Origin of the sequence: Arthrobacter sp. PGP41, assembly GCF_002953935.1 — a bacterium.
GTDB lineage: Bacteria > Actinomycetota > Actinomycetes > Actinomycetales > Micrococcaceae > Arthrobacter.
In genome coordinates this window covers 2,258,210-2,275,852 of the sequence record NZ_CP026514.1, presented here as the reverse complement: position 1 = coordinate 2,275,852, position 17,643 = coordinate 2,258,210, and the positions used below count along the sequence as shown (strand labels likewise).

Here is a 17,643-nt window from a genome sequence, read left to right as displayed (position 1 = left end):
GGCGCGTCAGGATCCCAGAGGAGTCAAACGCGCACCACCTGCGTAGCCGGCCATTGGGACACCGGCGTCAGCGGCGTGTTTGTGAATGACTTGGTAGCTGTAGCCCAGGGCATTTGCGACCAGGGTGGGTGGCAGTTCTTGGACGAGGCCGCGCAGAGCGGTGTTCCGGGCTCCGCCGGTGTGGATGCCCAAGGCACGTAGTTGGCCCATCATCGCGTCGGCGTGGATGTGCTGGCCCGGCAAGGTGCCGGGGAAGAGCCACTGGCTCCCGCCGTTGCCGGTCTGCTGGTTGGGCCGGTCGTGCAAATAGTCCCAGAACATAGGGGCAATCTGCGCAGGAACCAGGACGGGGACATTGCCCAAGCCCAGGTGCAGCCCTTCGGGCAGGGCCTTATCCCAAAACGGGGAAGCGGGTATCACCAGGTCCTATTCTGCATATTCTGCAATTGGATCACTTCTACTTGACATAATGTAGATTATCGGCGTTTCTGGGAGGGTCGGGACCACTGGTCCACCAGCGCAGTATTACCGCCCGGGACCGGTAACTCCGCAGGTCAACGCCCAGGCCTACCGTTGCCTTAATCCAAGGGCTCGCTAAGAATGAACCAATGACGGTCTACGTGCGTTCACTTGAAACTGCAGTTCCGAAAACGAAGCTGATCCAGTCGGAAGCCCGGGATGTCTTTGCGGCGCAGCCTGGCCTGTCCAGGCTGGGTGCCCGGCTGGTGAACACGTGCTTCGATTCGGCCGCCATTGACACACGCTTTACTGCCGTCGAGGAACTGACCAACGACTTCCGCTCGGATGATCCGCAATTCTATGACCCTGCCACCGGCCTGCTCCTGAACCCCGGCACCAAGGCGCGGAATGAGATCTTCGGCCGCGAAGCCACCAAGCTCTTCGTCGAAGCTGCCCGCTCCGCCGTCAACGCCTGCCCGGAACTCAATTTACTTGACATAACTCACCTGGTGACCGTCTCCTGCACGGGATTCTTCAACCCGGGGCCCGACTACAAGATTGTGCGCGAGCTTGGCCTGGACCCGGCCGTCCAGCGCTACCACCTCGGCTTCATGGGCTGCTACGCGGCCTTTCCCGCGCTGCGCGCAGCAAAGCTGTTCTGTGAAGCGGACCCCAACGCCGTAGTCCTGGTGGTCTGCGCGGAACTGTGCTCGCTGCACGTCCGTACCTCCAACGACCCCGACACCATCATGGGGTCAGCCCTTTTCGCCGATGGAGCGGCAGCCGCCGTCGTCACCGCCCGGCACGGCGCCGAAGACCATGCCCTGATGCAGCTGGACCATTTCGAAACAGTCCTCACCCCCGTCGGCGAGGATTCCATGGCCTGGAACATTGGTGACCACGGCTTCGAGATGGTCCTGGGCAACTACGTCCCGCACATCATCGACGACCACATCGTCGGGGCGCTGGCGCCCCTCCTGGCGCGGGAACCGGAACTGGCAGCACTCCCCTACTCCTCCATCCGCCACTGGGCCATCCACCCGGGCGGCCGCAGCATCCTTGACAAGGTCGAGTCCAGGCTCGGCCTGACGCAGGAACAGCTGGTGCCGGCCCGCGAGGTCCTCCGCAATTACGGCAACATGAGCAGCGCAACCGTCCTGTTCGTCATCAAGCACATCCTGGAACAGGACCCGGAGCCGGGTGACGAAAGGATTTGCTCCATGGCCTTCGGCCCCGGGCTCACCGTGGAAACGGCGGTCTTCACCAAACTGCGGCAAGCGCCGCGTACAACGCGGCCGGGGCACAATTCCCCCGAGGAACAGGCTCAGGAGCGGCTGCCGGCGGAAGCGCCAGTGGCCTGATCCCCGTGGATCTCCTGCTGCGGCGGCGCGCCGCCTGGGCGGTGGAAATCATGGACCTGCCCGACTGCGACCCGCAGGCCCTGGACAACACGTACCGACAGTTCGCTGTCATTAACCGGATGCTCTCCGGCTGGCGTCGGCTCTACGTGCGGGAGCTGCGTCCTTTCCTGGCGGGCAGCCCCCGGCCCGGGACGCTCCTGGACATTGGCTCGGGCGGAGGCGATCTCGCCACCCTGCTGTCGCGCTGGGCCGCGCGCGACCACCTGGCCCTGCACATCACGGGCATCGATCCCGATCCCCGGGCCGCCGCCTTCGCCGAGCGGCGCCCTGAAGTTCCGGGACTCACTTTCCGGCAGGCCCACAGCGCCGACCTGGTCAGCGAGGGACGGCAGTACGACTTCGTGATTTCCAACCATGTCCTGCACCACCTTGATGAGGCGCAACTGCGGGAACTGCTGGCGCATTCGCAAGTGCTGGCCGGAAAGGCCGCGCTGCACAACGATCTCCGCCGCAGCCCGGTTGCCTATGCCCTTTTCAGTGCCGCTGCCCTGCCTTTCCGCCATTCCTTTATCCGCGCGGACGGGCTCACGTCCATCCGGCGCAGTTACACGCGCCCGGAACTGGCGGCCATCGCTCCCCCCGGCTGGGTGGTCAGGCCAGGCAGTCCTTTCCACCAGGTCCTCGCTTATTCGAGGGACTGACGTGGCAACAGACGTGGTCATCGTCGGCGGCGGCCCGGTGGGCCTTTACCTGGCGGCTTCCCTGCTCCAGGAGGGCGTCTCCGTACGCCTCCTCGAGCAGCGGACAGAACGCAATATCCACACGCGTGCCATCGGAATCCATCCTCCTGCCCTCAAGGCGCTGGACGGCATCCACCTGGCCGATGCCATGGTGCGGGAGGGCATGCCGATAACTGCGGGTTTGGCCCTCAGCGGCGGGAGGACCGTGGGCACCATGTCGTTCGCAGGTGTTTCGGAGGCCTTTCCGTTCGTGCTGGCCCTCCCCCAGTACCGGACGGAACAACTCCTCGAGGAACGCGTCCATGCCCTCGACAGCGGGGCCATCGTCAGGGGCGTGCGCGTCACAGGAGTGAACGACGACGGCGCTGCGGCCGCCGTCGCCGTCGAACCTTCCAGCGATGCAACGGCAGGCGATGGCAGCTTTGAAGCGTCATTCGTGGTCGCCGCCGACGGCGCAAGGTCATTGCTGCGCGATGCCCTCGGTATGCCCGTCCGCACCAAGGCCTATCCGGACCACTACCTGATGGGCGACTTCGCCGACTCCGGACGCCATGGGCAGATGGCTGTCCTTTTCCTCGAGCCGGAAGGGATTGTAGAGTCCTTTCCGCTCCCGGGCGGCCTGCGGCGGTGGGTGGTACGGCTCGGCCAGCCCGCGGGAGGAGCCGACGCCGGCCGGCTGGCACGCCTGGTCCTGCGGCGGACGGGAATACTGCCGGACGTTCGGACCAACACCATGCTGAGTGCCTTCAGCGTCCGCTCCACGATGGCCCGGCGGACCGTGGCCGGGCGGGTAGTGCTGGTGGGCGACGCCGCCCACGAAATCAGCCCGATCGGCGGCCAGGGCATGAACCTTGGCTGGCTGGACGCCCAAGCCCTTGCTCCCGTGCTCCGGGAGGCCGTGGCGGGAAAGCCGGTGGACGGGCGGCTGAAGGAATTCGCCGCCGCCCGGCGGCGTGCCGCTGCGGTTGCCAGGCGCCAGTCCGAAGTGAACATGCTGTTGGGACGCCCGCTGCCGCCGCCGCTCCTTAGGCTCCGTAACCTTGCCATCGGCGGTGCCGCTTCAATCCCGGCCATGAACAGGTGGACAGCCCGGCGCTTCACCATGCAGTAGGGCCGGTAAAGCGCGGACATGGTGCCCGGCGGGAGTCAGCGGAAGTAGCAGTCGTAGCTGTCCTGGCTCACGATTTTTCCGTCAGCAACCTCAAAAACCGACGACGTCCGGGCCCGGATGGTCTCCCCCCGGTCCCAGTAGCGGAGGTCCATCCGGACTGTCGCGGACCAGTCTGCCTCCACGGCCACCCTTCCGCCCTCACAGGTTGTGCGCCTGATGTGGAACTTCTGGTCCGACACCACCTCGGAGCTTTGGTCCGCGCCGGCAAGGACCGAAGCGAGCGTGCGGGTGGAGCCTTCCGGAGCCAGGAGGTGCGGGGCTTCCACCAGCACGAAGGTGTCCGCCAGGAAAGGCCTGATCTCGGCGGCCCCTCCGCCTGCTTCCAGGGCCCGGATGAATCCGAGGACCCGCTCCAACGGAGAGATGCTCAGGGGAGGGTGTTCAGCCATGGAAACGACACTAACCCACTGTGGCCGGCAGGACGACGGAGGCCAGTAGGCTTTCCCCATGAGCCCCATCCCGCCGGAGACCACCGTCAGCGATGAACAAATCCGGGAAGCCGTGGAGCGGATCCTTTCGGCCGAAACCATCCCGCCCATCGTGCAGGCCGGCCACCCCGCCCTCCGACAGCGCGCCGCCGCTTTTGACGGTCAACTGTCCTCCGACCAGCTGGAGCGCCTCATCGCGCTCATGCGGCAGGTGATGCACGAGGCCCCCGGCGTGGGACTGGCGGCACCGCAGCTCGGCATCCCCCTCCAAATCGCGGTCGTCGAGGACCGGTTCGACGTCGATCCGGAGGCCGCTGCGTTGCGCAAGCGCAGTCCGTTGGAGTTCATCGCACTCCTAAACCCCCGATACACCCCGCTGGGCACGGAGTATGCGTCCTTTTACGAGGGCTGCCTTTCCCTGAACGGGCTTCAGGCAGTGGTGGCCCGTCCCGAGAACGTCCTGCTGGACTTCCAGGCGCCGGATGGCTCGCCGGCCCGGCGGGAGTTCGCAGGCTGGCAGGCCCGGATTGTGCAGCACGAAACCGACCACCTGAACGGTGTCCTGTATGTGGACCGGGCCCAGCTGCGGTCGCTCAGCAGCAACGCGGAGTACGCCGCCCACTGGGCGGAGCCCGGGATCAGCAAAGCCCGGGCAGGGCTTGGATTCGACACCGGCCCGGTCAGCGTCGCAGGCTCCTAGCTGGACCCGTCCGGGTCGCCGCCTGCCCGCGGCCGCCACCGGCCCTGGCGGGCAGCCACGCGGAGAGTCAGGCCTGCCGCCTAAGATGGTGGCTATGCCCGCTCCCAACCTTCCCTTGCTGTGCCCGGTGTGCTTCCAGCCTCTGGAGCCGGCGGGACCGCATCCCGGCGGCCAAGGCCGCCTTGTTTGCGGCTCTTCCCACAGCTTTGACGCTGCCAGGCAGGGGTATTTCAACCTGCTGGTGGGAAAAGGCACCGCGTTCGAGGCGGACACGGCAGAGATGGTGGAGGCCCGCTTCAACTTCATGGGGAAAGGGCACTACCTGCCGCTGGCGGAGGCGGTGGCAGCCGCCGTCGTCCCTTCCCTGCCCAGGGATCCCGCTGTCGTCCTGGACTCAGGTACCGGCACCGGGCACTACCTGCGCGTTCTGCTTGACGCGGCGGAGGCCGATGGCCTTGATGTGGCTGCCCTTGGCCTGGACATCTCGAAGTTCGCCCTGCGGCGCGCCGCGCGGCTCAACCCGGAGGCGGTGAACCTCGCCTGGGACGTATGGCAGCCGTTGCCGGTACGGGACAACTCTGTGGACGCGGTCACGGTCATTTTCGCGCCCCGGAACGCAGCGGAGTTCGCACGCGTGCTGCGGCCGACGGGCCTGCTGGCTGTGGTGACACCCCGGCCCGGTCACCTCGCTTCCATTGCGGAATCGGCTGGCATGCTGAGGATCGAAGAAGGCAAGGAGCACCGTTTGGCCGGGGCAATGCAGCCGCACTTCAGGATCGAGAGCGCCCGGGACGTCGACTTCCCCCTTGCGCTCACCCGCCGGGAGGCAGCGGACCTTGCGCTCATGGGCCCGGCGGGGCATCACAGCGACCGCACCGCCATCGCCGCCAGGCTGGAGGGCCAGCCGGAGCCTGTTGCGGCCGAGGCCCGGTTCCGCCTCACAGTCTTCCGCCCCGCCTGGCCCCGGAAGCAGTAACGACTTGGCCACTATCCCCGGCAACTCCCGGCGGCCCGCCCACAGGAAGGCTACCCGCATTAGGATGGAAGAACAGTTACTGGAGGGTCCGCGGTAGCGGCTCCCCGTAGCGAAGGGGGAGCACGTTGTTCGAATGGTTGGGCGAAAACTGGTGGGCACTGTGGCTCACCGCTTTCCTCGCTTTTGCAGTGATCGAGATGATCACCCTTGACCTGTTTTTCATCATGCTCGGCGGAGGAACCCTCGCCGCCCTGGTGGCTGATTTCGCCGGCGCCGACCTCTGGCTGCAGATAGTGGTTTTCTGCGTCGTCTCCCTGCTCATGATCGCCTTTGTCCGTCCGGTGGCCCTGTCCCACTTGAAGAAGGGGCCATCCGAGCAGCGCACCAACGTTGACCGCCTGATCGGTGAGCAAGCCGTCGTCATGGAATCTGTCTCCTCAGCCGGCGGCCTGGTGAAAATCGGCGGCGACATCTGGAGCGCCCGCTCAGCGGCAGGAGTCCTTCCCGCCGGCCAAAAAGTTGTGGTGGCCGCCATAGACGGTGCCACCGCCGTGGTTTCGGCAGCATTGGAACCCGACGCCAAGTCCTGACACAGCCTGATCAATTGGGGAAGAAGGAAATGTATGGATAACGCAGGAGGAGCCGCACTCGCCATCGTGCTGGTGGTCCTGATCGTGTTTGTGATTATTGTCCTGGTCCGGGCGGTCCGGATCATCCCACAGGCACGGGCGGGCGTTGTTGAAAGGCTGGGCAAATACCAGCGGACGCTCAATCCGGGACTGACCATCCTTATTCCCTTCGTTGACCGGCTCCTGCCGCTGCTGGACCTGCGCGAGCAGGTGGTCTCCTTCCCGCCGCAGCCTGTCATCACCGAGGACAACCTGGTGGTCTCCATCGACACCGTGGTGTACTTCCAGGTCACCGACCCGCGCGCCGCCACGTATGAGATCGCCAACTACATCCAGGCCGTGGAGCAGTTGACCACCACAACTCTGCGCAACGTGGTGGGCGGGCTGAACCTCGAGGAGGCACTCACGTCCCGGGACCAGATCAACGGACAGCTGCGCGGCGTCCTGGACGAGGCTACGGGGCGCTGGGGCATCCGTGTGTCCCGCGTGGAACTGAAGGCCATTGATCCGCCCCACTCCATCCAGGACTCGATGGAGAAGCAGATGCGCGCAGAAAGGGACCGCCGGGCCGCGATCCTGACGGCCGAAGGAACCAAGCAGTCAGCCATCCTGACCGCCGAGGGCCAGCGGCAGGCCGCCATTCTCAAGGCGGAGGGTGATGCGAAGGCCGCCATCCTCCGCGCCGACGGTGAAGCGCAGGCCATCCAGAAGGTCTTTGACGCCATCCATCGCGGCAATCCGGACCAGAAGCTGCTGGCGTACCAGTACCTGCAGACACTGCCCAAGCTGGCGGAGGGCTCCTCCAACAAGCTCTGGATCATCCCCAGCGAAGTAGGCGAGGCACTCAAGGGGATCGGCAACGCCCTGGGCGGAACCAGCCTGGAGTCCACCGGAGGGCTATTCGACGAAGCGGGAGCCAAACCGTCGGAGCCCTAAGGCCCAACAGCGGAAGGACCGGCTGACAGTCCTTGCCGGTTTCGATGAGGGGTTCGCGCGGCCGCGGGCCCCTCTTTTGGCTGTTCATGCTTAACGCCGGTATAATTGTGTATTTGTCCGGCTGGAGCAGATCCGCTGGAACAACAAAGCTTCGCGATGCGTTGAATCTAAAGATGCAGCACAGAGCACACAGTAGTCCGACGGTACGTGTTTACCGCCGGCCGGCGCGGTGTTGTCCACCGCGCACCGACCAAAGGGAGAAATCATGAGCGATCGCAGCCTGCGGGGCATGCGCCTTGGCGCGCAGAGCATGGAGACCGAGTCCGGAGTCGAGCCGGCTCCGCGCCAGCGCGTCGAGTACCGGTGCGAAGACGGTGAGCAGGTCTTCGTTACGTTCTCCTCAGAAGCGGAAATTCCCCCGGTGTGGGTTTCCAAGACCGGCAAGGAAGCCCTCCTGGTTGATGGCGAACGCCCCGACACCAGCAACGACAAAGCGGTGCGTACCCACTGGGACATGCTCCTGGAGCGCCGCTCACTCCCCGAACTGGAGCAGATCCTCGAAGACCGGCTGACCATCCTGCGCGAACGCCGCGGAGAACGGCGCTCCGCCTAGGGGAACCAAGCCCGAGGCTTTTAACAGGAAGGGGGCTGTCCCTGCACTTGGTGCAGGACAGCCCCCTTCCTTGTTTAATCCGGCTTCTACGCGCGGCGTTGCACCGGTTAGGGCTGCTGCGCCGGTGCCTTCTTGCCGGTCAGGGTGTGCCAGCGGGCCTGCAGGCCCCACTTGGTGACATTGACCATGGCCTCGAGCACGATGTTGCCGCTCATCTTGGAGGCTCCGAGCTCCCGCTCGACGAAAGTGATGGGCCGTTCCTCGATGCGGAGCCCCATGCGGGCCACGCGGAACGCGAGGTCCACCTGGAAGCCGTAGCCAACCGAGTCCACCTGGTCCAGGTTGAGCTTTTCCAGCGTTGTCCTGCGGAACGCGCGGTAGCCGCCCGTGACGTCCTTGATCTTCAACCCCAGCATGAGGCGGGCATAGGTGCTGCCTACCCTGGAAATCGCCTGCCGGTAGAGGGGCCAGTTGACGACGCTGCCGCCGGGTACCCACCGGGAGCCCATGGCAAGGTCCGCGCCCTGCTCAACGGCTTCCAGCAGCTGGGGAAGCTGCTCGGGCTGATGGGAACCGTCAGCGTCCATTTCAACCAGGACGTCATATCCGGCGTCCAGGCCCCACCGGAAGCCGGCAATGTACGCGGCGCCCAAGCCTTCCTTGCCCTTTCGGTGCAGGACGTGCACCTGGGAGTCCTCGGCAGCGAAACGGTCCGCGAGCTGGCCGGTGCCGTCCGGGCTGTTGTCATCCACCACCAACACGTCCGACGCAGGGACCGCCGCGCGAAGCCGCTGCAGGGTCTTGGGCAGCGATTCCAGCTCGTTGTAGGTGGGAATGATCGTGAGGACGCGCACAAAGGGCCTTTCCTGGGGGAAACGGTCAGAGCGCCCGGCCGCGAACAGGGCCGCGGCAGGCGCAACTACCAATTATAGGGTGGTGGCCGCCCGGTCAGGACCGGAGCGCAGGACTTGCGAAAAGTTCGACGCCGTTCCGGACCGTCTGCAGGCACACGGGGTCGCTGCCGGTGTCCAGGGCAGGCAGCAGCGGTGTCCGCGCCCTCGGGTCGGTGCTCCAGGACTGGACCCGGCCGTCGGCCACCTGGACCATGAGTTCCTCGACCTCCCAAACGGCGAAACTCGCAGGAGCTCCCGGCACAAGCTGTCCTGCCATGGGGTCGGAATATTTGGCCGCCCGCCAGCCTGCACGGGTGTGGCCCAGGAACGCTGCGCGGGCTGAGATCCGCTCATCCTGGTTGTGGTGCTCCAGGCAGGCGCGGACGCTGGACCATGGCCGCAGGGCCGTCACGGGGCTGTCGCTGCCGAAGCACACGGGAACCCCGGCGGCGTAGAGCCTGGCAAAGGGGTTCATGGACCGGCTCCGCTCCCCCAGCCTCTGTTCGTACAGCCCTCCGGGGCCGCCCCAGGCAGCGTCGAACGCTGGCTGGGCGCTGACCGTTACCGCGTACCGGGCCAAGGTTCCGACGGCGGCGGCATCCACCATCTCCACGTGTTCGAAGCGGTGGCCGGCGGCGCGCACCCGCTGCTCACCCACCTCACGGGCTGCCAGCTCGAGGGCGGCCAAGGCAGTGTCCAGCCCGGCGTCCCCAATGACATGGAACCCGCCCTGGACCCCTGCAAGCGAGCACGCAGCGAGGTGGGCTGCAGCTTCACCAACACTCAGGTACAGGTTCCCGTGCTCGCCCGGCGCGTCCGCGTACCCGGACCTTAGTGCCGCCGTCCGTGACCCGATGGAGCCGTCGATGTTGAGGTCGCCGGCCAGCCCCCGCACGCCAAAGCCAAACTGGTCCAGGAGCCTGCGGGCATGTTCTTCGGAGGACGCCAGTTCCCCCCAGTAGGGAAGGACTTCAGGAACTCCGGCACTTTCCGGGCCACCATTGTTCCATCCGGCGGCAAGCCGGAGGTCCTCCACTCCGCCGATGTGCGGTGCGCCCATTTCCGCGACTGCCACGTAACCGTTTGCCGCCGCTTCGGCCAATGCACGGCCCTGATGGCGCCGCAACTCGTCGTGCGGCAGCCGGCGGGTAGCCTGGCGGGCGGCCGTGTGCGCTGCCCGGCGGACCCTCGCCCCGCCGTCGAACCCATCCAGCTCCCGGACGCCCGCCGCGTGGGCCAGGGACTCGGATACCAGCGCGGAATGCACGTCCACCCGGGAGAGGTACACGTGGCGCCCCGCGGACGCCCGTTCCAGTTCATCGGCGGTGGGCAGGGTGTCATCCGTCCAGGTGGTCTCATCCCAGCCGTGGCCCAGGACAGGTCCTTTGCCGGGTACGCAGGCTACGGCGTCCAGCAGTTCCTTGGCTGAACGGATTCCGCCCAGCTGCAGTGAGTCCAGCGCGATGCCGGTCTCGGTCAGGTGGAGGTGCGAGTCCACGAAACCCGGCGCCACCAGGGCACCCCGAAGATCGATGATCTCCATTGAACTGTCAGCGATGGACGAGGCCGCCTGTTCGGATCCCACCCAGGCAACCGTGCCGCCGTCAACCACCATGGCCGTGGCAAAAGGGTCTGCCGCGCTGTAGACGGACCCGTTCCGGTAGAGGACAGTCTTGGCTCGGGCAGCGGGCAGCGGTTCAGGCTGGGACATGCGGGGCAGTGCTCCTGGGGTTGGTGTGGGCCGGAGGGTGGCCGGCGAAGCTTGTCAGAGTACGGAAGAGTAGGCCACGACGCCACGGCGGATCAACGAGATTGCTTCGGCGCAGAGCCGGGCAAGGCGGGGTTCCAGGCCGGGAATCTTGGCGAGCTGGTCGAGGAGGTCGACAACCTGCTTCACCCACCGGACAAAGTCGCCCGCTGCCAGGTCCGTGCCGCTCAGGACGTCCTGCAGGTGGCGGCCGCGGGCCCACTTGTAGATCGGCCAGACGAGCCCCAGTTCGGGTTCGCCGGTCAGCGGAAGCTTGTTCTCCTCTTCCACGTCCTCCAGGGCAGACCATTCGCGGATGACGATATCAACCGACGTCTCCAGGGAAATACTGGGCATCCGCGGCCGGAGTCCCCGGTCTTCCCGCTTTGCCTGGTACACCAGCACGCTGGCCAGGGCGGCAACTTCCACGGCATCCAAGTCATCGAACGCGCCCAGCCGCAGGGACTGGGAAATGAGGAGGTCCTTCTCCCCGTAGATCCGCCGCAGCCGCTGGCCATCGGGGCTGATGCCCAGCCGGCCGTCGGCAGCCGGCTCCAGATACCCGTAGGCGGTCAGGACGTCGCACACACGGTCGAAGGTCTTGGCGATTGTGTTGGTCCGGCCCTGGATCTGGCGCACCAGCCCGTCGGTTTCCCGCCGCAGCTTCCACCAGCGTTCGGACCAGCGGGCGTGGTCCTCCCGTTCGCTGCAGCCGTGGCACGGGTGGGCCCGGAGGGCGCGGCGGAGGTCGGCGATGCGTTTTTCCTGGTTGGGCAGGGCCGTTGCAAGGCCGAAATCATGGTTGCGGTTGGTGCCCGGGGCGGGCGAACGGTTTTCCCGCAGCGCGTTCCGGGCCGAGGACGCGAGATCACGGCGGGATTTGGGCACTTTGGCGTTGAAGGACTTGGGAATGCGAATGCGCGTCACCGGCGCAATGGGGCCTTCCAAGTCATCGGTGCCGATTCTCCTCAGTTGATTGTCCAGCGTCAGGACCGCAGGCCGGGGCTCGCGGCTGGTGTGGTCCGAACTGAGCACAATTGCCGGGCCGGGCGCCCTGCCCCCGGGAACATTCACCACATCGCCCGGCAGCAGGCGGGCCAGGGAATCGTCACTCAGCGATTTCCTGACGCGGGACTTGGTGCGCGAACCGGCGTTTTCGGCGTCGGAGAGTTCCCTCCGCAGCCGGGCATACTCGGTAAAATCGCCCAGGTGGCAGGTCATCGACTTGGCATAACCCGCCAGCGACTCCTCCCGGCTGCGCACCTGCTTGGCAAGCCCCACCACGGAACGGTCAGCCTGGAACTGGGCAAAGGAAGACTCAAGGATTTCGCGGGCCCTGGCGCGGCCGAACTGGGCCAGGAGGTTGATGCTCATGTTGTATGTGGGCCGGAAGCTTGAGTTCAAGGGGTACGTGCGCCGGGACGCCAGGCCGGCGACCGCCGTCGGATCCGTTCCTGGCTGCCACAGCACCACGGCATGGCCTTCGACGTCGATGCCTCGGCGGCCTGCACGGCCGGTCAGCTGGGTGTACTCACCGGCGGTGATGTCCACATGGGCTTCACCGTTGAACTTGTCCAGTTTTTCCAGCACCACGGACCGGGCAGGCATGTTGACGCCCAGGGCCAGGGTCTCCGTGGCGAAAACGGCTTTGACCAGGCCGTCCGCGAAAAGCTTCTCCACCACCTCCTTGAAAGTGGGCAGCATGCCCGCATGGTGGGCGGCGAAGCCCCGGATCAGTCCGTCACGCCAAGTCCAGAAGCCCAGGATGTCGAGGTCGTCCGGCGGGATGTCCTGGCCGGCTTCGTCAACGCGCTGGGCGATGATCCGCTGTTCCTTCTCGGTGGTAAGCCACAGCCCGGAGCCGACGCACTGTGCTACGGCGGCGTCACAGCCGGCCCTTGAGAAAATGAAGGTAATGGCAGGGAGCAGGTCCATCCGGTCCAGGCTTGCGATGACCTGGGGACGGCTGGCGGGACGCACTCCACGCTCGTCCCCGCCCCGGCCAGGACGGTCGTTGCCGCGCCGCCCGCGCTGGCCGCGTCCGCCGGGTCCCCCCTGGCGGCTGCGGAAACCCTGCTGGATCTCGCTGCGCGCTACCTTGAGGAGGTCGGGATTGACGTCGAAGCCGCGGCCCTTCGCGCTGTCCTTCGACGAAACCGGCTGCGTCTCCCCCTCGTCCACCGGCGGAGCGATTTCGTCGAAAGTGGTTTCGCCGGCGAACAAGTCCATGATCTGGCGGCCAACCATCACGTGCTGCCAGAGAGGTACCGGCCGGTGCTCGGAGACGATGATGTCGGTATCACCGCGGACGGTGTCCAGCCACGCTCCGAACTCCTCGGCGTTCGAGACCGTGGCGCTGAGTGAGACCACCTGCACCTCGCTGGGGAGGTGGATGATCACTTCCTCCCAGACCGCGCCCCGGAACCTGTCGGCCAGGTAATGCACCTCGTCCATCACCACGTAGCCGAGGTCGTCCAGCGTTGCCGAATCCGCGTACAGCATGTTCCGCAGGACTTCCGTGGTCATGACGACGACGGGGGCATCACCGTTGATGCTGGTGTCGCCGGTGAGCAGGCCAACATTCGCAGCCCCGTATTTCTCAGAGAGTTCTGTGAACTTCTGGTTGCTCAAAGCTTTGATGGGGGTTGTGTAAAAAGCCTTCAGGCCGCGCTGAAGCGCCAGGTAGATGGCGAATTCACCGACGATGGTCTTGCCGGCGCCTGTGGGTGCCGCCACCAGCACTCCCCTGCCCTCCTGGAGGGAGCGGCATGACTGCCGCTGGAAGTCGTCCAGTTCGAAGTCGAGGGTCCGGACGAAGGCTCCGAGGTACGTTGCCGCTTCGGCCCTGCGCTCGGCGCTGGCACGGTACCGCTCGGCAGGAGAGAGCTCTTCAGTGTCGGTGGGCCCGGCAGGAAACGGTCCAATGGAAGAAGGCCCGGTGTTGGAGGACATACCCCAAGCCTAACGGGGCTCAGAGGTTCTTGAGCTCACTGCCGGGGGTGGCGATATCCGCTGTGGCCTCGGTTTCAGCTGCCCGCTTGGCTGTCCTGCGTTCGCGGCGCTTGTCGTTCATCAGGCAGATGCCGATCGCGGCAAAGAAAAGCACCAGCAGCGGACCTGCAAGCATGAACATCGAGATGGCATCTGCTCCGGGAGCGGCGATGGCAGCGAGGACGAACACGAGGAACACTGTGATGCGCCAGGCCTTGAGGATAGTACCGCCGGAGATGATGCCCGCCATGTTGATGCCCACCAGCACCACGGGAACCAGGAAAGCCAGGCCCAGGACCAGGACCATGCGGGTCACGAACTCGATGTAGGTGCGGGCATCGATAACGCTGGAGGACCCCTCCGGGGTGAACTGCGTCAGGGCGTGCACCACCTGCGGCACAACCAGCCAGCCGGCCCAGATGCCGGCCAGGAACAACGGAACGGCCGCCGCCATGTACCCCAGCGTGTACCGGCGCTCCTTGGAGGTCAGGCCGGGCGTGATAAAGGCCCAGAGCTGGTAGATCCAGATGGGGCTGGAAATGACCACGCCGATGAGGAGTGACATTTGCAGCTTGAAATCGAACGGAGACGCAATGCTTCCGAAGTTAATGGCCGAGAGCCCGCCGGTCTGCTCGGAGATGCGGTTGACCGGCTCGGCAAGGGCCTTCAGCAGCGGATCGTAAAGTATCCAGCCCCCGATGCCGCCAATGACGACGCCGATCGCCGACTTTATCAGCCGGTTTTTAAGCTCTTTGAGGTGGTCCCAAAGAGCCATCCGCCCCTCGGGGTTGGCTTTACGGGCCCGCGACAGTGCCACTGGGGGTCAGGCGCGGTTCGACGGCGGAACGTCAGTGCCGTCTGTCGGCTCACCGGGCTTCGCCTTGGGGTGGTTGACGATGGTGCCTTCCACCGGGCCTGAAGCGTCAGTGGAATCGGTCTTGCCGTCGTTCTTCATTTCCTTGACTTCGGACTTGATGATCCGCATGGACTGGCCAAGGCTGCGGGCCATGGCCGGAAGTTTGGGCGCGGCAAAAAGGAGCAAAGCAACAACGATGATAATTACGATGGGCCAAGGGCCATCAAAGAGTCTTCCCACGGGAAATCCTTTCGTCTCAATACAATTTTACTTCGGGGTGAAGTCCAGATCGCCGAGTGCCTGCGGCTGGCCCCGGTCTATCTTGCGCTGCACCCGCCGAAGGCGGCGTTCTTCCTGTCGGGACGACTTGGATGCCTCGTAATCATGTCTCATGACAGTCGGCGAGGCAAAAACCGCGGACCCCGGGCGGGGCGTCACCGGCGCTGTGGAGGCGCCGGACGTTTCAAGGGGGCCCAACTGCCCCAGCTTTTCACCGGCCGCCCCCAGGTCCTTGACGGTTGCCATGAACTGGCGGAACAGCCGGATGCCCAAAAGGACATAGAAGAGCAGCGAGAGCGCTATGAGCGCCACCCATATCAGGATCCAGGACCACCAAGGCATGCTTCGAAGTCTAGCCGCCGTACATGGCCAGGGATGCCGCCAGCCAGCTGCGGGCCGCCTCCGCCAGCTCCGCAGGAGCAAGAATCCGGGCAGAACCGCCGTGCTGTGCCACGAACATAGGCAGCCATGCGGTGTTGCCGAAGCGGATGTCCGCCACCAGCCCGCCGTCGGGCAGTTCCGCCGTACGTTCCGCGTAATAGTCGTCTGCCAGTCCCCTCCCCTGCCGGGTGAGCTGGACGGTTACGGTGGTGTCGTCGTCGTTGGCGGTGAAAAGCTTTGCAGGCACCCCTTCCGCCGGCGTGATGCCGGCGGGAATGGGAGCACCGTTCGGGTACAGCTCCTGGACCCTGTCCAGGCGAAAATTCCGCAGCCCGCCGACTGCGTGGCAGTAGGCCTCGAAGTACCAGGTGTTGTCCAGGGAATAGAGCCGGAGCGGGTCGACATCGCGTTCGGATACGGCGTCGCGCTGGGGCGACAGGTACGCCAGCCGCAGCTGGGAGCGGGACTCGATCGCCTGCCGCACTGCGGCGTGAGTGGCGGCATCTGCCGGTGCGACCTCGGGCCCGGCAAGGGAAGCCGCCCTGAGCCCTTCTTCACCGGCTGCCGCCAGGAGTTTTAGCGTCACCGATTCCAGGGCGCCGCCCTCGGCTACTTCCGGCAGCCCGTTCAGTGTCTCCAATCCGGTCAGGAGGGCGCAGGCCTCCTCCACAGTGAAACGGACCGGTTTCGTCAGGTCCAGGTCCTGGGTGATGTACACGTGGTCGTCGTCCCACTGGATGTCCAGAAGATCATCGGGGTATCCCTCGGGAAGCCCGGAGCAGATCAGAATCTGCAGGTCGTCCTCCAGCTCCTTCCTGCTGACGCCGAAGTGATCGGCGACGTCCTGGATGTGCAGGCCCTGGTTGTGCACCAGGAAGGGCACCAGTTGGAGCATGCGCTTAAGCTGGTCCTCGGAAGTGCGTTTACGGACACTTCTGGCGCGAGCCTCGCTGAAGCGGTAGGAGGGCGCAGGTGCCGCGCTAAAATCCGCGGCGGCGCGCAGCCTCCGGCGGACGGCTTTGGCGAGCCCGGCGGGTGACACTGCCCGCGCATCCGGGCCGTAGGAGGCGAGTTCCTCGGCCAGGCTCTCGGGGTCCCTGAATTGCAGGGCTAACCGCTCATAGCCCGCCACGGGCGCGCCGTCGGCGTTGCCTGCCTCAGAGCTCCTCCGGCGCAGTGCCAGCAGGCGTCCTTCCCTGACGTCCACGATCGCGGTGCGCAGCGGAAGTTCCGGGAGGCGGGCCAGTTCCTGCCGCACATTGAAGTCCGCGGGCGGAGTGTAGAGCTCTTTGTCCAGGGTTGTCACCGCACTGGTAATGCGGGAGAGCCGGAAGTGCCGGGTGGCATTCCGCGCCCGGTCGTGGCCCATCAGGTACCACTGGCCAAACCGGCTGCCCAGGCCCCACGGTTCCACCGTCCGCAGTTCCTCCTTGCCGGTGGTACCCGCAAGGTATGCGAATGTGACGGGGTGCCGGGAGTGCATCGCGGCGACCAGGTCATCGAAGGCCTGACCGGCAGGTTTGATCCGTGGCTGGACGCCGGCGGGCAGGCCGACGTCGGCCATTCGGCCGGAGGCCTTGAGCTTCCGGAGGGCGCTTTGGGCAGAGGTGCCCAGGGCGGCGCGTTCCCACAGCTGGGAGGCAAGGAGGAGCACCGTCCATTCCTCGGGACCCAGCTGGACATCAGGAAGGCGGTTTGATTCCTTGCCGATCCGGTAGCGGGTGGTGGCAGGATCGTCCTCGCTCCATCCCATGTCCGTCAGTGTCTCCACCTCGAAGCCGAATTGGCGGAGGTCGTTCTTGTCCCGTTCGAACATGCGCCCGAAGGCAACGTCGTTTCCTGACTGGTCGTGGTAGACCTTTTCGCGCAGCTCACTGCGGCGCAGGCCGTACCGGGTGTTCAGGAGCGCGATGAGCAGGTTGAGGAGACGTTCAGTACGGGATACGGACACTCTGGTTACGTTACTAAAGTCCGGGCCGGAACGCAGAAAGCGCGGCAGGCCCGGGTGTCTAAGGTCTTGGGCCTGCCGCGCTTTCCGGCGGTGATGGATACCGTTGAGGGCTGATCCCCGTCAGCGCACCCCAACGAGGTCCACTACGAAGATCAGGGCTTCATTCGGAGCGATGGCTCCGCCGGCGCCGCGTGAGCCGTACGCCAGCTCGGAGGGGATCTCCAGGCGACGGCGGCCGCCCACCTTCATGCCAAGCAGGCCCTGGTCCCAGCCCTGGATGACCTGGCCGACGCCTACGCGGAAGTCGAGCGGTGCGCCGCGGCCCCAGGATGCGTCGAACTCTTCACCTGTTGACCAGGCAACGCCCACGTAGTGGGTGGATACGGTGTCGCCCGCCTTGGCTTCCCGCCCGTCGCCCTCAATGAGGTCGGTGATGACCAGTTCCGTTGGGACATCGCCTTCGGGAAAGTCGATCTCGGGCTTCTGGCGGTCGAAATCACGCTGGCCAAATGACATGGTTACTCCTTAGGTC

Annotated in this window: 18 protein-coding genes; 8 read left to right on the top strand and 10 right to left on the bottom strand. The window is 65.7% G+C overall.

The features are described 5' to 3' along the window. Positions 1 to 6 precede the first annotated feature (6 nt). Positions 7 to 420 carry a hypothetical protein gene (locus C3B78_RS10340; RefSeq protein ID WP_199775231.1) on the bottom strand — a complete coding sequence of 138 codons (414 nt, stop codon included), beginning with the start codon at positions 418 to 420 and terminating at the stop codon, positions 7 to 9. A gap of 188 nt (positions 421 to 608) precedes the next feature. Between C3B78_RS10340 and C3B78_RS10335 the strand changes: the two genes are divergently transcribed. From C3B78_RS10335 to C3B78_RS10325, 3 genes are read left to right on the top strand one after another with little or no spacing between them, the layout of a single operon-like run. Continuing rightward, positions 609 to 1,820 carry a type III polyketide synthase gene (locus C3B78_RS10335; protein WP_104997989.1) on the top strand — a complete coding sequence of 404 codons (1,212 nt, stop codon included), beginning with the start codon at positions 609 to 611 and terminating at the stop codon, positions 1,818 to 1,820. A 5-nt stretch (positions 1,821 to 1,825) separates the two neighbouring features. After that, positions 1,826 to 2,521, top strand: a complete 696-nt coding sequence (locus tag C3B78_RS10330; protein ID WP_104997988.1) for a class I SAM-dependent methyltransferase — start codon at positions 1,826 to 1,828, stop codon at positions 2,519 to 2,521. A gap of 1 nt (position 2,522) precedes the next feature. Continuing rightward, complete coding sequence (locus C3B78_RS10325) at positions 2,523 to 3,671, top strand: FAD-dependent oxidoreductase (protein WP_104997987.1); 1,149 nt, start codon at positions 2,523 to 2,525, stop codon at positions 3,669 to 3,671. A 35-nt stretch (positions 3,672 to 3,706) separates the two neighbouring features. Here C3B78_RS10325 and C3B78_RS10320 read toward each other — a convergent pair whose 3' ends face one another. Beyond that, positions 3,707 to 4,120, bottom strand: a complete 414-nt coding sequence (locus C3B78_RS10320) for a nuclear transport factor 2 family protein (protein ID WP_104997986.1) — start codon at positions 4,118 to 4,120, stop codon at positions 3,707 to 3,709. Between the two features lie 58 nt (positions 4,121 to 4,178). Here C3B78_RS10320 and C3B78_RS10315 point away from each other — a divergent pair, with 58 nt between their 5' ends. From C3B78_RS10315 to C3B78_RS10295, 5 genes are all read left to right on the top strand, one after another. After that, positions 4,179 to 4,859 (top strand): peptide deformylase, encoded by a 681-nt coding sequence (locus C3B78_RS10315; protein WP_104997985.1) that lies wholly within the window; start codon positions 4,179 to 4,181, stop codon positions 4,857 to 4,859. 94 nt (positions 4,860 to 4,953) lie between these two features. Next, positions 4,954 to 5,835: a putative RNA methyltransferase gene (locus C3B78_RS10310; protein ID WP_104997984.1), complete on the top strand. Its 882-nt coding sequence runs from the start codon at positions 4,954 to 4,956 to the stop codon at positions 5,833 to 5,835. Between the two features lie 125 nt (positions 5,836 to 5,960). Next, a complete protein-coding gene (locus tag C3B78_RS10305; protein ID WP_104997983.1) occupies positions 5,961 to 6,425 on the top strand; it encodes an NfeD family protein in 465 nt (154 codons plus the stop codon). A gap of 33 nt (positions 6,426 to 6,458) precedes the next feature. After that, the gene (locus tag C3B78_RS10300) at positions 6,459 to 7,400 is read left to right on the top strand and encodes an SPFH domain-containing protein (RefSeq protein WP_104997982.1); all 942 of its coding nucleotides are present in this window, start codon (positions 6,459 to 6,461) and stop codon (positions 7,398 to 7,400) included. 265 nt (positions 7,401 to 7,665) lie between these two features. Then, positions 7,666 to 8,013: an RNA polymerase-binding protein RbpA gene (locus C3B78_RS10295; protein WP_013600997.1), complete on the top strand. Its 348-nt coding sequence runs from the start codon at positions 7,666 to 7,668 to the stop codon at positions 8,011 to 8,013. 107 nt (positions 8,014 to 8,120) lie between these two features. Here the strand turns inward: C3B78_RS10295 and C3B78_RS10290 are convergent, their stop codons facing one another. The 8 genes from C3B78_RS10290 to C3B78_RS10255 form a co-directional block, all read right to left on the bottom strand. Beyond that, entirely contained in the window at positions 8,121 to 8,867 is a 747-nt protein-coding gene (locus C3B78_RS10290) for a polyprenol monophosphomannose synthase (RefSeq protein WP_104997981.1), read from the bottom strand. A 94-nt stretch (positions 8,868 to 8,961) separates the two neighbouring features. Beyond that, positions 8,962 to 10,617, bottom strand: coding sequence for an amidohydrolase (locus C3B78_RS10285; RefSeq protein ID WP_104997980.1), 1,656 nt, complete (start codon positions 10,615 to 10,617; stop codon positions 8,962 to 8,964). Between the two features lie 54 nt (positions 10,618 to 10,671). Continuing rightward, a complete protein-coding gene (locus C3B78_RS10280; RefSeq protein WP_104997979.1) occupies positions 10,672 to 13,605 on the bottom strand; it encodes a DEAD/DEAH box helicase in 2,934 nt (977 codons plus the stop codon). Between the two features lie 19 nt (positions 13,606 to 13,624). Beyond that, positions 13,625 to 14,419, bottom strand: a complete 795-nt coding sequence (gene tatC, locus C3B78_RS10275) for a twin-arginine translocase subunit TatC (protein ID WP_104997978.1) — start codon at positions 14,417 to 14,419, stop codon at positions 13,625 to 13,627. A gap of 48 nt (positions 14,420 to 14,467) precedes the next feature. Further along, the gene (gene tatA, locus C3B78_RS10270; RefSeq protein WP_104997977.1) at positions 14,468 to 14,740 is read right to left on the bottom strand and encodes a Sec-independent protein translocase subunit TatA; all 273 of its coding nucleotides are present in this window, start codon (positions 14,738 to 14,740) and stop codon (positions 14,468 to 14,470) included. A gap of 27 nt (positions 14,741 to 14,767) precedes the next feature. Then, entirely contained in the window at positions 14,768 to 15,121 is a 354-nt protein-coding gene (locus C3B78_RS10265) for a hypothetical protein (protein ID WP_104997976.1), read from the bottom strand. Positions 15,122 to 15,131: 10 nt separating this feature from the next. Continuing rightward, complete coding sequence (locus C3B78_RS10260; RefSeq protein WP_104997975.1) at positions 15,132 to 17,111, bottom strand: helix-turn-helix transcriptional regulator; 1,980 nt, start codon at positions 17,109 to 17,111, stop codon at positions 15,132 to 15,134. 120 nt (positions 17,112 to 17,231) lie between these two features. Next, entirely contained in the window at positions 17,232 to 17,627 is a 396-nt protein-coding gene (locus C3B78_RS10255; RefSeq protein ID WP_104997974.1) for an FKBP-type peptidyl-prolyl cis-trans isomerase, read from the bottom strand. Between the last annotated feature and the right edge of the window lie 16 nt (positions 17,628 to 17,643).

Excerpts from the sequence above, each read along its gene's own strand:
- C3B78_RS10335 (WP_104997989.1), top strand. The coding sequence starts at position 609 with ATGACGGTCTACGTGCGTTCACTTGAAACTGCAGTTCCGAAAACGAAG.
- C3B78_RS10320 (WP_104997986.1), bottom strand. The coding sequence starts at position 4,120 with ATGGCTGAACACCCTCCCCTGAGCATCTCTCCGTTGGAGCGGGTCCTC.
- C3B78_RS10315 (WP_104997985.1), top strand. The coding sequence starts at position 4,179 with ATGAGCCCCATCCCGCCGGAGACCACCGTCAGCGATGAACAAATCCGG.
- C3B78_RS10310 (WP_104997984.1), top strand. The coding sequence starts at position 4,954 with ATGCCCGCTCCCAACCTTCCCTTGCTGTGCCCGGTGTGCTTCCAGCCT.
- C3B78_RS10300 (WP_104997982.1), top strand. The coding sequence starts at position 6,459 with ATGGATAACGCAGGAGGAGCCGCACTCGCCATCGTGCTGGTGGTCCTG.
- C3B78_RS10295 (WP_013600997.1), top strand. The coding sequence starts at position 7,666 with ATGAGCGATCGCAGCCTGCGGGGCATGCGCCTTGGCGCGCAGAGCATG.
- C3B78_RS10285 (WP_104997980.1), bottom strand. The coding sequence starts at position 10,617 with ATGTCCCAGCCTGAACCGCTGCCCGCTGCCCGAGCCAAGACTGTCCTC.
- C3B78_RS10280 (WP_104997979.1), bottom strand. The coding sequence starts at position 13,605 with ATGTCCTCCAACACCGGGCCTTCTTCCATTGGACCGTTTCCTGCCGGG.
- tatC (WP_104997978.1), bottom strand. The coding sequence starts at position 14,419 with ATGGCTCTTTGGGACCACCTCAAAGAGCTTAAAAACCGGCTGATAAAG.
- C3B78_RS10265 (WP_104997976.1), bottom strand. The coding sequence starts at position 15,121 with ATGCCTTGGTGGTCCTGGATCCTGATATGGGTGGCGCTCATAGCGCTC.
- C3B78_RS10255 (WP_104997974.1), bottom strand. The coding sequence starts at position 17,627 with ATGTCATTTGGCCAGCGTGATTTCGACCGCCAGAAGCCCGAGATCGAC.